The sequence below is a fragment of the Lutimaribacter saemankumensis genome, assembly GCF_900100005.1.
Taxonomy (GTDB): Bacteria; Pseudomonadota; Alphaproteobacteria; order Rhodobacterales; family Rhodobacteraceae; genus Lutimaribacter; species Lutimaribacter saemankumensis.
On the sequence record NZ_FNEB01000006.1, the window covers coordinates 33162 to 47826 of the forward strand.

Below are 14665 nucleotides of genomic sequence, written 5' to 3' on the forward strand. Positions count from 1 at the left end.
CCTTGAGGAGCTTTCTTGATCCTTTGCATATCCCGTCCTGTTCGATGGTCAAGCCGTACACGATCCGGACCGGTACGAAAGCTTGTGACAACTGCCGTTGCGCCGCGCAAACTGTGCCCATGACGAACGATTCCCCTTTCACCGACAGCCCGCCCGACCTTCCCGAAATGCTGGTTCTGCGTTTTGACGGGTCGGGCGGCATGCAAAGGCTCGACCAACCGGCGGAGCGCACGCCCGCAAGCGGATTCGACTGGGTTCATCTGCGCCGCGATGCACCGGCCACGCATGGCCGCCTCTTGGCGCTAGGTATCGACGAGGTGGTGATCCACGCACTCACGGCGCAGGAAACCCGCCCCCGCTGCACGGTGCATGGCAATGGCGTGGTTCTGGTGTTGCGGGGCGTGAACCTCAATCCCGGTGCCGACCCGGAAGACATGATCTCGGTCCGGCTGTGGTTGGAGGAACACCGCGTGGTCGGTGTCTGGATGCGCCCACTCTACGCGGTCGGCGATCTTATCGCGGCCGGAGAGCGCGGGCAGGGGGCGCTGACGCCAGGGGATTTCGTGACCAAGCTGGCCCTTCGGCTGGCCGACAGGGCCGAGCCTGCTGTTGCCGCGCTGAACGAGGTCGTGGACGATCTGGAAACTGAACTGGATACCGGCGAAGGTGTCCATATGAGGCGCCGTCTGTCGGACACGCGCCGCCAGGCGATCATGCTGCGCCGATACCTGGTGCCGCAGCGCGATGCGCTGACCACTTTGGAAATCGAGGATCTGCCCTGGCTGGCCCATACCGAACGCATGCGCCTGCGCGAAGCAGCAGAGCGGGTTTCGCGCCTCGGAGAGGAACTGGATGCCATAAGGGACCGTGCGCAAGTGGTGCAGGACCAGATCATGGACAGGCGGTCGGAAGTGATGAACCGCCAGATGCTGCTGCTGTCCGTGGTCGCGGCGATATTCCTGCCACTTGGCCTGCTGTCGGGGATGCTGGGAATGAACGTGGGCGGCGTGCCCGGTGCCGACCTGCCGGCGGCGTTCTGGATCGTCACCGCATTGATGGCGGCCATCGGCGTCGGATTGTGGGGTGTTTTCCGCTGGATGGGCTTTCGCGGCTAGGCCCGGCCGTGCAATTCGCCTTGTGCCTTTTCGGGGCGTTCATTATTCCCTGAACGCAACATTCTTTCCCGGGAGGACGCCATGACGAAATTCGACAAGTCCAAGCTGCCAAGCCGCTATGTGACGGAAGGGCCCGAGCGCGCGCCGCATCGCTCGTATTATTACGCGATGGGCATGACCGAGACCGAAATCCATCAGCCGTTGGTCGGCGTGGCCACCTGCTGGAACGAGGCGGCGCCCTGTAACATCGCGCTCAGCCGTCAGGCCCAGGCGGTCAAGGGCGGCGTGAAAGAGGCCCATGGCACCCCGCGCGAATTCACCACGATCACCGTGACCGATGGTATCGCCATGGGGCATGAAGGGATGCGCAGCTCGCTTGCTTCGCGCGAGGCGATTGCCGACACGGTCGAACTGACGATGCGCGGGCACTGCTATGACGCGATCGTTGGGCTGGCCGGATGCGACAAGTCGCTGCCGGGGATGATGATGGCGATGGTGCGCCTGAATGTGCCCAGCGTGTTCATCTATGGCGGGTCGATCCTGCCGGGCAAGGCGCCTCAGGTCGACGAGATCCCCGAGGATTTCCGCACACGTGACCTGACCGTTCAGGACATGTTCGAAGCGGTCGGCCGTCACCAGAATCACGAGCTTTCGGACAAGGCGCTCGACATGCTCGAACGCGTGGCCTGCCCGTCGGCCGGTGCCTGCGGCGGTCAGTTCACCGCAAACACGATGGCATGTGTCTCCGAGGCGATCGGTCTGGCGCTGATGAACAGCTCGGGTATGCCGGCACCCTATGAAAGCCGCGATCAGTATGCCGAGGCTTCGGGTCGCGCGGTGATGAACCTGCTGGAAAAGAACATCCGCGCCCGTGATATCGTCACCCGCGAGAGCCTGGAAAACGCCGCGCGCGTCGTCGCCTGCACCGGCGGGTCGACCAATGCGGGCCTGCACCTTCCTGCCATCGCGCACGAAGCGGGGATCGAGTTCTACCTGGATGATGTTTGCGAGATTTTCCGCGACACGCCCTATTTCGTCGATCTCAAGCCGGGCGGCCAGTTCGTCGCCAAGGATCTTTACGATGCCGGCGGCATCCCCGTTGTGATGAAGGAACTGCGCAAGGCCGGCCTGATCCACCAGGATTGCATGACCGCCACCGGCCGCACGATCGGCGAGGAACTGGACCTGATCGAACGCGAGGCCGATGGCCGCGTGATCTATCCGATCGAGCAGCCGATCACCAAGACCGGCGGCGTCGTGGGGCTCAAGGGCAACCTCGCGCCGCAGGGTGCGATCGTGAAGGTTGCCGGGATCGACGCGCAGCATCAGCGTTTCGTCGGTCCGGCCCGCGTCTTCGAATGCGAAGAGGACGCGTTCGCCGCGGTCAAGAACCGCGAATACAAGGAAGGCGAAGTGATCGTCATCCGCAACGAAGGCCCTGCCGGCGGACCGGGCATGCGCGAGATGCTGGCCACCACCGCCGCTTTGTCTGGCCAGGGCATGGGCAAGAAGGTTGCGCTGATCACCGATGGGCGTTTCTCGGGCGCGACGCGCGGGTTCTGCGTGGGCCATGTCGGCCCCGAGGCCGCGCATGGCGGACCGATCGCGCTGATCCAGAATGGCGATGTCATCACAATCGACGCAATCAACGGCGAATTGTCGGTCGACCTGTCCGACGAAGAGATGGAAAAGCGCAAGGCCGATTGGGCCGGTCCGCGCAAGACGATCTACACCTCGGGTGCGTTGTGGAAATACGCGCAGCTTGTCGGCGAAACCTACAAGGGCGCGGTCACCCATCCGGGCGCCGAGGCCGAGGCGCATGTCTACATGGATCTTTAAGATCCTGCGGCGGGGCGGTCTGCGCCCCGCCCTTGTGATCTGTGCGAGTGTTTTGCTTTCGGGATGCATAGCCCAGACTGGCGGCGGGTCCGGTGTGCCTGTGGTGCGCAAGGCCGCGCTTGCGGGCGGGGCCGTCGTGGTCGTTCCGCCCGATGGCTATTGCCTGGACAAATCCAGTATCACCGACCGGCCTGGCGGCAGCTTTGCACTGATCGCAAGCTGCGAATCTCTGACAGGACGCCGGGCCGGATCCGGCCCGGAACCCGCGGTTATCACCGTGTCGGTGACGTCGCCGCGGCAGGGGCGCGAACAACCCGAAGCGGCCCGTCTTGCCGAGGCGCTGGGAAGCGGTGTCGCCCTGAGCGAGGCGAATGGCGACGGGCTGATCGTCGTTCAGGTGCAAGGGGCGGGCGCCTTGCCGGGGGATCGGGGCGACACGCGCCACTGGCGCGGGGCGATGGTCGTCAATGACCGGCTGGTCGGTCTTGCGATCTATGGCGCGGCGGGCAGCGATATTGCCGGCCGAGTTGGAGAACGCCTGCTTGTCGCAACCGCCGAAGCGATCCGCGAAAACAGCCCGTTTCTGGCGGCTGAGCGCACCGTGCCGCAGGAAACACGAGACGACACCGGGGAGGCTGTGCCAGAATCGGGCTTGCGAACGCTTTTCGGTAATTTGTTTCCTTGAGGCTGTTTATTTATGAGTTCTATTCATACAGTTTCCAAAAGTGAAACGACGGGGCAGGAATGGCAGGACGGCTGATAAGAACCATCATGTACCGCGCGGCCTTGCGCCGGTGGGCCCAGGCGGCCCGCGCGGCCGACACGGAAAAGCTGTCGCTGTTGCGTGTGCAGCGCGGCCGCGCCCGGCGTCTGCGCTATCACCTGGATCAGTTGATCTACAAGGCCGAGAACCGGCTGGCCTTGCCGCTTATCGGCTCGACCACCTTTCGCAAGCCCGCGAATGCCGACTGGTCCTGGCGCCCCGAGATATGGCGCGGACCGCTGCCGGTTCCCGGTATCGCGTCGGCGGCCAACAAGTCGCAGCTTGGCGACGAGGTGACGCTGTTTCATGACTGTGAATTCTCAGAACTGACACTGCGGCAGTTGCGCAACCAGCGCGAGGCCGACCTTGCGCCTTACGGGCTGCGCATGGATGTCTTCCGCTTTGACGGCTCGTATCTTTCCCTGGTCGTGTCGCTGCCGCCCGACGCGATCGACGGTTTGAAACGACGCCACCTGATCCGCATGGACACCATCGTCGAGATGGAAAAGCCGCTTGAGATTTTTGCCCGGCTGAACATCAAGCATGGCCCCAACACCGAACAGATCGTGCGCGAGCTGCCGCTGCACGAAGAAGAGGTGATGGTCGAGTTCGATCTCGCCTATACCAAGCTGAACGAGAAAAGGGTGGAGCGCGCCTGGCTCGACCTGATTTTCGAAGGGCCGGAGATGAATCAGGTGACGGTTCGGGATCTGACATTCAGCCGCCGGCCCCGCGCCGAACTGTAACAGGAGCGATGCGATGAGCACCATGAACCTGACCAAGACCCGCCTTTTCGAAGGTGTGTGGGAGGGCGTCCTGACCATGGCGGATGGCGGAAAAAGCCAGCCGTCGATCCGCGTGACGCATCTGGATCAGCCACTTGACGGCATCGAGGTGGTCGAGGACCGCGCGCAGGCGCATTGGGTCGTGCGTGTGCCGATCCCGGCCCGTCTTCTGTCGGATGGTGTGCAGACCTTTTTGATCTCGGACCCGGATACCGGCGAAAAGCTGGCCAGTTTTGCCGTACTGGCCGGGGATGCGCTGGGCGACGACATTCGCGCCGAGATGGATCTATTGCGGGCCGAGCTGGACATGCTCAAGCGGGCCTTCCGCCGGCATTGCGTCGAAACGATGTGACGGCTTGCCTTGCCCGGCGGTGCCGTTACCCTGACGGCAACCAACGGAGGGGCCCATGATCACCGAAATCGTCCGTTTCACCATCGCGCCCGGTATCGACCGTGACGAAGTCATCCGCCGGTTCGAAACGACCATGCCCGCCTGGCAGGCGAACGAGAAACTGGTGCGCAAATACTATCTCTTCGACGAGGAAACCCGCCAGGGCGGCGGCGTGTATCTGTGGCCGGACAAGGCCGCAGCGCAGGCCGCGCATAACGAGGAATGGTGCGACCGGGCGGAAAAGTTGTACGGATCGCGCCCGACATTCGAATATTTCGAAACGCCCTGTATCGTCGACAATTCAGGCTGACGCGGCGTTGCGCGTGACAACTGCCGCCCGCTTGCGCCAGTCTGCGCGCCAGCCAGGGAGGTTCCGCCAATGACGTCTTATCCGCATCTTCTGTCGCCGCTCGATCTTGGATTCACCACGCTGAAGAACCGCGTCCTCATGGGCTCGATGCATACCGGGCTGGAGGAAACGAAGGACTGGAACCGCGTGGCCGAGTTCTATGCCGAACGCGCGCGCGGCGAGGTCGGGCTGATGGTGACGGGCGGCATGGCACCGAACCGAGAGGGCGGTGTTTTTCCCGGCGCTGCGGGTCTGTTCACACCCGAGGACATCGCCAACCATCGGATTGTAACCGACAGGGTGCATGACGCGGGCGGCAAGATCGCGATGCAAATCTTGCATGCGGGGCGCTATGCCTATGGGCCGGAATGCGTGTCGGCCAGTGCGATCAAGTCGCCGATCTCGCCCTTTCCGCCGAAAGAGCTGGACGAGGAAGGCATTCAGAAACAGCTCAACGATATCGCGACCGCCGCCGCCCGCGCCCGCGAGGCGGGATATGACGGGGTCGAGGTGATGGGGTCCGAAGGGTATTTCATCAACCAGTTCCTTGTGACGCACACGAACAAGCGGACCGACGACTGGGGCGGCAGTTACGAAAACCGGATGCGCGTGGCGATCGAGGCGGTGAAACGGGCGCGCGAAAAAGCGGGCGACGATTTCATCATCATCTATCGCCTGTCGATGATCGACCTTGTCCCGAATGGCTCCACCTTCGAGGAGGTGGTGCAATTGGCCAAGGAAATCGAAAAGGCGGGCGCCACGATCATCAACACTGGTATCGGCTGGCACGAGGCACGGATTCCCACCATCGCCACCAGCGTGCCGCGCGCGGCCTTTGCCTGGGTCACGAAAAAGCTGATGGGACATGTGTCGATCCCGGTCATCACCTCGAACCGCATCAATACGCCGGACGTCGCCGAACAGGTGCTGGCAGACGGCTGCGCCGACATGGTCAGCATGGCCCGCCCGATGCTGGCCGACGCGCATTTCGTACGCAAGGCGATGGCTGGACGCGCCGACACAATCGCGCCCTGCATCGCCTGCAACCAGGCGTGCCTCGATCACACGTTCTCGGGCAAGATTTCGTCCTGCCTGGTCAATCCGCGCGCCTGCTACGAGACTGAAATCACCATAGCGCCGGCGGCCACGGCCAAGAGCGTTGCGGTGGTCGGCGCGGGGCCAGCGGGGTTGTCCGCCGCACTGACGGCTGCCGAGCGGGGGCACAAGGTGACGGTGTTCGACAAATCCGACCGCCTTGGCGGTCAGCTGAACATGGCGCGGGTCATACCCGGCAAGGAAGAGTTCCACGGTCTTGTCGATTGGTTCTCGACCATGGTCAACGACGCGGGCATCACCCTGAAACTCGGGCAGGTGGCCGGTGTGGATGACCTGAAAGGATTCGATGAGGTCATCATCGCAACTGGCGTGGTGCCGCGCGATCCGGGCATTCCCGGGCAGGATCGTGACAACGTGCTGTCTTATATCGACGTGCTGGCCGGCAAGGCGCCGGTGGGCAAGAACGTGGCGATCATCGGCGCCGGTGGCATCGGCTTCGACGTGGCCGAGTATCTTGTCCACGAGGGGGACAGCCCGACCGAGAACCTGCCGGAATGGATGCGCGAATGGGGCGTGACCGATCCCGCGCAGGCCCGTGGCGGCCTCGCGCCGGAAGGCCCGCAACCCCATGCACCTGCGCGCCACGTCACGCTGATGCAGCGCAAGGCAAAGGCGCTTGGCAAGGGCTTGGGCAAGACGACCGGCTGGATTCACCGCGCTGCGCTGAAGATGAAGAATGTCGAGATGCTGGGCGGCGTGAACTACGAAAGAATCGATGATGCGGGCCTGCACATCAGCTTTGGCGAAGCGCGCGAGAACCCGCGCGTCATCCCGGCGGACACGGTCGTTCTGTGTGCCGGTCAGCTGTCCGAGCGCAGCCTGGCCGATGCGCTCGAGGCCGAGGGCGTGAGCTGCCATATCATTGGCGGGGCCGATCTTGCCGCGGAACTGGATGCCAAGCGCGCCATCGATCAGGGTACGCGCCTGGCCGCCGCGCTTTAGCGGGATAAACACCGGCGAACTCCAGCGGTGACAAGCCGGCCTGCGCAGGGTAAACTCACCTCAACCGCCAAAAGAGCGGACAAAGAGGCAGAGCGATGGCACATCCCGACGGTTTCTCGGCGCGGTGGACGCGTTGGATGCACCGCGTACATGCGCGGCTCAGTACGCTTGCGCGTCCGGCCACGGGATTCGTCAGCCAACCCGAACCGCGCACCGTGGGCAGTTTTGCCAAGGGCCGTCAGCTTGTCGCGGGCAACTATCTTTTCGCGGGTTTCCTGATCGAGGGTGGCCAGAACGGCATCTGGGATATCCAGTCGCCAGGGGACGCTTTCGACGAAGAACTGCACGGTTTCACCTGGCTCGATGATCTGGCGGCGGTGGGTGATGCGTCCGCGCGCGCACGGGCGCAGTCCTGGTTGTGGCAATGGATCGACAGCTTCGGCGCGGGCCAGGGGCCGGGCTGGACGCCCGACCTGACGGGCCGCCGGGTGATCCGCTGGATTCACCATGCGATATTCGTTTTGCGCGGTCAGGAAAGGGACGCCTCCGAGGCGTTCTACCGCTCGCTTGCGCAGCAGACGATATTCCTGGCCCGGCGCTGGCCGGCGACGACGCCGGGCCTGCCGCGATTCGAGGCGCTGACGGGATTGATCTATGCCGGCTTGTCGCTGGAAGGGATGGAAAAGCACGTCACCCCCGCGACGCGCGCGCTGGAACGCGAATGCCGCAGGCAGGTGAACGAGCAGGGTGGCATCCCGACCCGAAACCCCGAAGAGCTGCTCGAGGTATTTACCCTTCTGACCTGGGCGGCGGCCGCCCTGGCCGAAAGCGACCGCCCGGTGCAGCCGGAACTGCGCGCGGCGATCGACCGGATCGCACCCACCTTGCGCACGTTGCGCCATGCAGATGGCGGGCTGGCACGGTTTCATGGCGGGGGGCGTGGCCTTGACGGGCGGCTGGATGCGGCGCTTGCGGCCTCGGGTGTCAAAAGCCGTGCGCCCGATGGGTTGTCGATGGGGTTTGCCCGGCTCAGTGCGGGCCGCACCAGCGTGATCATAGATGCTGCGCCACCGCCAAAGGGCGCTGCATCGCGGTCGGCGCATGCGTCGACCCTTGCGTTCGAGCTGACCTCGGGGCGCAGGCCGGTGGTGGTGAATTGCGGCTCTGGCGCCAGTTTCGGGCAGGAATGGCGGCGCGCCGGGCGCGCAACGGCCAGCCATTCGACCCTGTCGATCTCGGGCTATTCCAGCGCGCGGCTCGGCACGGGCGGGCAGCGGGGTGACTGGCTGACCGACGCGCCGGGTCATGTGCCGATCGAGATCGGGCAGGAATCCGACGGCATGATGTTCCAGGGCGGGCATGACGGCTACGTGCGCACACACGGCTTGACCCATGCCCGAACGCTGGAGCTGACTTTCGATGGCCGTGGCATGGCGGGCGAGGATTTGCTGATCGCCCTGGATGCGCCAGGACGGGATCAGTTCGACAAGGCGCTCGATGCCGCGCAACTGCAGGGAATCCCTTTTGATATCCGGTTTCACCTGCACCCCGAGGTCGATGCAACGCTCGACATGGGCGGCGCGGCGATCAGCCTTGCGCTCAAGAGCGGTGAACTTTGGGTGTTTCGCCACGATGGCAACGCCGAAATGCAGCTCGAGGCGAGCGTTTACCTTGAAAAAGGCCGTTTGCGGCCACGTGCGACCAAACAAATCGTTTTATCCGCCCGCGCAATCGACTATGCGACCCGCATCCGGTGGTCGCTGGCCAAGGCGCAGGACACGCCCATCAGCATTCGTGACACGCACCGGGACGAGTTGGATTTGACCGAATGAACCGGAGCCTTACCCCATGACGACCGATCTGCACCCCATCCGCCGCGCGCTGCTTTCCGTATCCGACAAGACCGGGCTGATCGAGCTCGCGCAGGCACTGGCGGCGCGCGGTGTCGAATTGCTGTCGACGGGCGGCACGGCCAAGGCGATGCGCGACGCTGGCCTTGCGGTCAAGGACGTGTCCGAGGTGACGGGCTTTCCCGAAATGATGGACGGCCGGGTCAAGACGCTGCACCCGGTGGTGCATGGCGGCCTTCTGGCCCTGCGCGACAACGACGCCCACATGGCCGCCGCCACCGCGCACGGGATCAAGGAGATCGACCTGCTGGTGGTCAATCTCTATCCGTTCGAAGAAACCGTGGCGAAGGGTGCCGACTATGACACCTGTATCGAGAATATCGATATCGGCGGCCCAGCGATGATCCGCGCCGCGGCCAAGAACCACCGTTTCGTCAACGTCGTCGTGGATGTCGAGGATTACGCCCCGCTGCTGGCCGAGCTGGACGCTAATGACGGCCAGACCTCGTATGCGTTCCGGCAGCGGTTGGCGCAGACGGCTTATGCGCGCACGGGCGCTTATGACGCCGCTGTCAGCAGCTGGATGGCGGATGCGATCGGGGATGCCGCTCCGCGCCGCCGTGTTGTGGCGGGCAAGCTGGCGCAAACGCTGCGCTATGGGGAAAACCCGCACCAGAAAGCCGCGTTTTACACGGATGGCAGTGCGCGCCCCGGTGTGGCAACGGCCCAACAGTTGCAGGGCAAGGAGCTGTCCTACAACAACATCAACGATACCGATGCCGCGTTCGAACTGGTCAGTGAATTCCTGCCTGCGGACGGCCCGGCCTGTGCGATCATCAAGCACGCCAATCCCTGTGGCGTGGCCCGTGGCACCTCGCTCAAGGAAGCGTATATGCGTGCCTTTGATTGCGACAGGACCAGCGCGTTTGGCGGGATCATCGCGCTGAACAACATTCTCGATGCCGAAACCGCCGAAGAGATCGCCAAGATTTTCACCGAGGTGGTGATTGCCCCCGGCGCGGACCAGGGCGCGCGCGACATCTTCGCGGCCAAGAAGAACCTGCGTCTTCTGATCACGCCGGGCCTTGCCAACCCGGCTGCGGGCGGCATGGCCTACAAGCAGGTTTCGGGCGGAATGCTGGTGCAGGACAAGGACAACGGCCGCATCGGAGCGGACGATCTGAAAGTCGTGACCAGGCGCGCGCCGAGCGATCAGGAACTGGCCGATCTGCTGTTCGCGTGGAAAGTCGCCAAACATGTCAAATCCAACGCCATCGTCTACGTCAAGGATGGCGCGACCGTGGGTGTGGGCGCCGGCCAGATGAGCCGGGTGGACAGCTCGACCATCGCCGCGCTGAAAGCGCGCCGGATGGCCGGCGAACTGGGCCTGCCCGACACGCCGGCCAAAGGGTCCGTCGTGGCGTCCGACGCGTTCTTCCCGTTTGCGGACGGTTTGCTGGCCGCGGCCGAGGCCGGTGCGACGGCGATCATTCAGCCCGGCGGTTCGATGCGTGATGACGAGGTTATCGCCGCCGCGGACGAGGCCGGGCTGGCCATGGTATTCACGGGGATGCGTCATTTCCGGCACTGACCGCCGGGGCGCTTGCCCACAACACGCCAAGCGCCGGCAACGGGCGCGGGCAAAGAGGCAGGAGGACGCGCCATGCGTCTGGTGTTCTGGGTAGGGTTCTGGACCTTCCTTCTGGATCAGGCGACCAAGTATCTGGTCGTCCACTGGATGAATCTGCGCACATTGCACGAAATCGACGTGTTGCCGCCCTTCCTCAATCTGCGGATGGCCTGGAATTACGGGATCAATTTCGGCCTTCTCGGCGATCCGTCTGGCATCACCCGCTGGGTTCTGATCGCGGTGGCGCTGGGCGTGGCCGGCGGTGTTCTGTGGTGGGTTCGGCGCGATCCGCCGGGTGCAGCGGGCTATGCCGCGGCGGGTCTGATGGTGGGTGGCGCCCTTGGCAATGTCGTGGACCGCTTGCTTTATGGGGCGGTGGCGGATTTCCTGAACATGTCGTGCTGCGGGTTTGAAAACCCCTATGCGTTCAACGTGGCCGACATCGCGGTTTTCGCGGGCGCGATGGGGCTGATCTTTTTCACGGGTCACAAGAACGCACCGAAAAACGCCCCGTGACGCCGGGCGCGATATCGGCTATGGCTCGGGTACAAAGACGGAGAGAGGCGATGCGGATCACGCGCGCGAGCATTGGAATTGTCCTGGTTCTGGCGGTTGCGGCCTGTGCCCGAGGCGATCGCGAGATCGACCTGCGGCAACTCCGGTCGTCGGATAACGGCCCGGACGAGTTCTCCATTCTCCCGACAAAGCCTCTTCAGACGCCGGATAATTACACGGCTCTGCCGGCACCTACGCCGGGCGGCCGCAACCTTGTCGATCAGAATCCGCTGGGCGATGCGGTCGCAACGCTGGGTGGGCGGCCGGCCGCGCTCGAGGCAACTGACGTTCCCGCATCCGACGGCGCCCTGGTGCAGCATGCCAGCCGCAATGGCGTGCCCGGCAATATCCGCGAAACCGTGGCGCAGGAAGACGAGGATTTCCGCCAGCGCCGTGGCCGTTTCCAGAAGCTGCGGATATTCGTCAAGAACAAGTATAACGACGTCTACAAGGGCCAGAAGCTCGACTCGGTGCAGACGAACCAGGCGTATCGCCGGGTAGGTGTGCCGACACCATCGGCACCGCCGACGCGCTGACCGGCTCACATCCCCGTCAGCAGTGCTTGCAGCACCGTGGCGACAACGTATGTTATCGCATGAAACCTTCAGGAGGTCTGCCGATGCTGCGTTTGTTCACGCTCATGTTCGGTCTGGTCGTGCTGGCCAATCCCGCGCTCGCACGAGATGACGTTACCACATTCACACTCGACAATGGCATGGACGTGGTCGTGATCGAGGATCACCGCGCGCCGGTCGTTGTGCACATGGTCTGGTATCGGGCCGGTTCCGCGGACGAACCGCCGGGAAGTTCAGGCGTGGCGCATTTCCTGGAACATCTGCTTTTCAAGGGGACGGACACACTGGCCCCGGGCGAGTTCTCGGCCACGGTGGCGCGGAACGGCGGGTCCGACAACGCTTTTACAAGCTATGACTACACGGCCTATTTCCAGCGCGTCGCCGCCGACCGTCTTGATCTGATGATGCAGATGGAAGCGGACCGCATGGTGAACCTCAAATTGTCCGAAGAGGATATCGCCACCGAACGCGACGTGATTATCGAAGAACGCAATCAGCGTGTGGAAAACGATCCTGCGTCGCTTTTCCGCGAGCAAAAGAATGCAGCACAGTATCTCAATCACCGCTATGGCGTGCCGATCATCGGATGGCGCCACGAAATGGAGGCGCTGGATCAGGCCAAGGCGCGGGCGTTCTATGATCGCTACTACGCGCCCAATAATGCGATCCTGGTCGTGGCCGGCGATGTGCAGCCCGACGCTGTCCGGGCGCTGGCCGAACAGTATTACGGCCCGCTTCCCGCCAATCCCGATCTGCCCACGCGCGCCCGCCCGCAAGAGCCGCCCCAGACGTCCGAACGGCGCATGGTGTTCCGCGATGCGCGCGTGGCCCAGCCCTATGTCAGCCGGTCCTACCTTGCACCCGAACGCGACAGCGGAGCGCAGGAAAAGGCCGCGGCACTGTCGATCCTGTCCGAAATCCTGGGGGGCGGCACGACAAGCGTCCTGACGGAAAAGCTGCAATTCGATGAAAAGGTCGCCGTTTTCACCGGCGCCTATTACAGCGGCACTTCCCTCGACGACACGACATTCGACTTTGTCATCGTGCCCGCACCCGGCGTGACGCTGGAAGACGCCGAGGCTGCGCTCGATCGTGTCATTGGCGAGTTCCTGGAAACCGGCGTCGACCCCGAGCAGCTGGACCGCATCAAGATGCAGATCCGCGCAAGCCAGATATACGCGCGCGACAGCGTGGATTCGCTTGCCAACCAGTATGGCCGCGCCCTGACCCAGGGGCTAACGGTCGAAGACGTGCAAGCCTGGCCGGATGTCCTGCAGGCCGTAACGGCCGAAGACGTGATGGCCGCCGCCCGCGACGTCTTCAATCGCAAGACATCGGTGACCGGCTACCTGATGGGTGAGGAGGTGACGCAATGATCCGTTTCGTCTGGGCCATCGTGCTGTTATGCGCCGCGCTGCCTGCGCGCGCAGAAGTCACCATTCAGGAAGTCACCTCGCCCGGCGGCATCACCGCCTGGCTGGTCGAGGAACATTCGATCCCCTTCACCGCGCTTGAGATCCGGTTCCGCGGAGGCGCCGCCCTCGATGCACCGGAAAAGAAGGGCGCCACCAGCCTCATGGTTTCGCTTCTGGAAGAAGGGGCAGGCGATCTGGACGCGCGCGCCTTTGCCAAGGCAACCGAGTCGCTGGCCGCCTCGTTCCGGTATGACACATCCGACGATGCGGTGCGGATCTCGGCCAAGTTCCTGACGGAAAACCGCGATCAAGCCGTGGCGCTCTTGCGTGACAGTCTTGTGGCCCCGCGCTTTGACGAAGACGCGGTCGCGCGGGTGCGGTCCCAACTGTTGTCGATCCTGCAGTCGGACGAAAAAGACCCGCGCGCCATCGCAGGCAAACAGTTCGATGCGATGGTCTATGGCGACCACCCCTATGGCATGCCGCAGGATGGCACGGTCGAAATCGTGGGCGCCCTGACCCGCGACGACCTGCTGGCCGCGCACGAGGGCGCGCTTGCACGCGACCGCATCTATGTGGGCGCCGTCGGTGACATCACGCCGGAAGAACTCGCAATCCTGCTCGACACCCTTCTGGGCGACCTTCCGGCGACAGGCGCGCCGCTTCCCGGCCCGGCCGGGGTGACGCTCGATGGCGGCACCCACGTAGTGCCGTTTCCCACGCCGCAATCCGTGGCGATCTTCGGCCAGCCGGGAATTGACCGGGATGATCCCGACTTCTTTGCCGCCTTCATCCTCGATCACATCCTGGGCGGCGGTTCCTTCGAAAGCCGCCTCATGCAGGAAGTGCGCGAAAAACGCGGGCTGACCTATGGCGTCTATTCCTACCTTGTGGACAAGGATCAGGCGCAGCTTTGGCAAGGCGCTGTTTCTTCGGCCAATGACCGCGTGGCCCAAGCCGTTCGCGTCATCCGCGATGAATGGCAGAAAATGCGCGATAGCGGTGTGACCGCCGAGGAATTGCAGGACGCAAAAACCTACCTGACCGGTGCTTATCCGCTGCGGTTCGACGGCAATGGCCCGATCGCGAACATCATCGTTGCGATGCAGATGGAAGGTTTGCCAATCGACTATATCGACACCCGCAACGAAAAGATCGAGGCCGTGTCGCTGGACGATATCAACCGTGTCGCGCAAGAGCTGCTGGATCCCGACCGCCTGACATTCGTCGTCGTCGGCCAGCCCGAAGGATTGGAGCCTGCGGCGAACTGAACCGCGCCGGTCCCGGTCTTCCTCTTGCCGGAAATATCCCGGGGAGCCCGAGGGGCAGCGCCCCTCGGC

At 63.9% G+C, this 14665-nt stretch carries 13 protein-coding genes; all 13 read left to right on the plus strand.

Annotated features, from left to right (window positions below):
• Positions 1-119: 119 nt before the first annotated feature.
• The 13 genes from BLT50_RS11925 (at position 120) to BLT50_RS11985 (ending at position 14596) form a co-directional block, all read left to right on the plus strand.
• Entirely contained in the window at positions 120-1115 is a 996-nt protein-coding gene (locus tag BLT50_RS11925) for a zinc transporter ZntB (protein WP_090028929.1), read from the plus strand.
• A gap of 81 nt (positions 1116-1196) precedes the next feature.
• Positions 1197-2954, plus strand: coding sequence for a dihydroxy-acid dehydratase (ilvD, locus tag BLT50_RS11930; RefSeq protein ID WP_090028930.1), 1758 nt, complete (start codon positions 1197-1199; stop codon positions 2952-2954).
• Positions 2935-3639, plus strand: a complete 705-nt coding sequence (locus BLT50_RS11935; protein WP_139170526.1) for a hypothetical protein — start codon at positions 2935-2937, stop codon at positions 3637-3639. The genes ilvD and BLT50_RS11935 overlap by 20 nt, the downstream gene beginning before the upstream one ends.
• A 59-nt stretch (positions 3640-3698) precedes the next feature.
• Entirely contained in the window at positions 3699-4463 is a 765-nt protein-coding gene (locus BLT50_RS11940; RefSeq protein WP_090028932.1) for a DUF6478 family protein, read from the plus strand.
• Between the two features lie 13 nt (positions 4464-4476).
• Positions 4477-4854, plus strand: coding sequence for a hypothetical protein (locus BLT50_RS11945; RefSeq protein WP_090028933.1), 378 nt, complete (start codon positions 4477-4479; stop codon positions 4852-4854).
• Between the two features lie 55 nt (positions 4855-4909).
• Positions 4910-5203, plus strand: coding sequence for a hypothetical protein (locus BLT50_RS11950; protein WP_090028934.1), 294 nt, complete (start codon positions 4910-4912; stop codon positions 5201-5203).
• Between the two features lie 69 nt (positions 5204-5272).
• Entirely contained in the window at positions 5273-7300 is a 2028-nt protein-coding gene (locus BLT50_RS11955) for an NADPH-dependent 2,4-dienoyl-CoA reductase (protein WP_090028935.1), read from the plus strand.
• Positions 7301-7395: 95 nt separating this feature from the next.
• Positions 7396-9132, plus strand: coding sequence for a heparinase II/III family protein (locus BLT50_RS11960; protein ID WP_090028936.1), 1737 nt, complete (start codon positions 7396-7398; stop codon positions 9130-9132).
• Between the two features lie 16 nt (positions 9133-9148).
• Entirely contained in the window at positions 9149-10741 is a 1593-nt protein-coding gene (gene purH, locus BLT50_RS11965; protein ID WP_090028937.1) for a bifunctional phosphoribosylaminoimidazolecarboxamide formyltransferase/IMP cyclohydrolase, read from the plus strand.
• 72 nt (positions 10742-10813) lie between these two features.
• Positions 10814-11296 (plus strand): signal peptidase II, encoded by a 483-nt coding sequence (lspA, locus tag BLT50_RS11970; protein WP_090029150.1) that lies wholly within the window; start codon positions 10814-10816, stop codon positions 11294-11296.
• 50 nt (positions 11297-11346) lie between these two features.
• Complete coding sequence (locus BLT50_RS11975; RefSeq protein ID WP_090028938.1) at positions 11347-11871, plus strand: DUF3035 domain-containing protein; 525 nt, start codon at positions 11347-11349, stop codon at positions 11869-11871.
• 83 nt (positions 11872-11954) lie between these two features.
• Positions 11955-13286: a M16 family metallopeptidase gene (locus BLT50_RS11980; RefSeq protein WP_090028939.1), complete on the plus strand. Its 1332-nt coding sequence runs from the start codon at positions 11955-11957 to the stop codon at positions 13284-13286.
• On the plus strand, positions 13283-14596 hold the full coding sequence (locus tag BLT50_RS11985; RefSeq protein ID WP_175491468.1) for a M16 family metallopeptidase: 1314 nt from the start codon (positions 13283-13285) through the stop codon (positions 14594-14596). Before BLT50_RS11980 ends, BLT50_RS11985 begins: the two co-directional genes overlap by 4 nt.
• Positions 14597-14665: the final 69 nt, after the last annotated feature.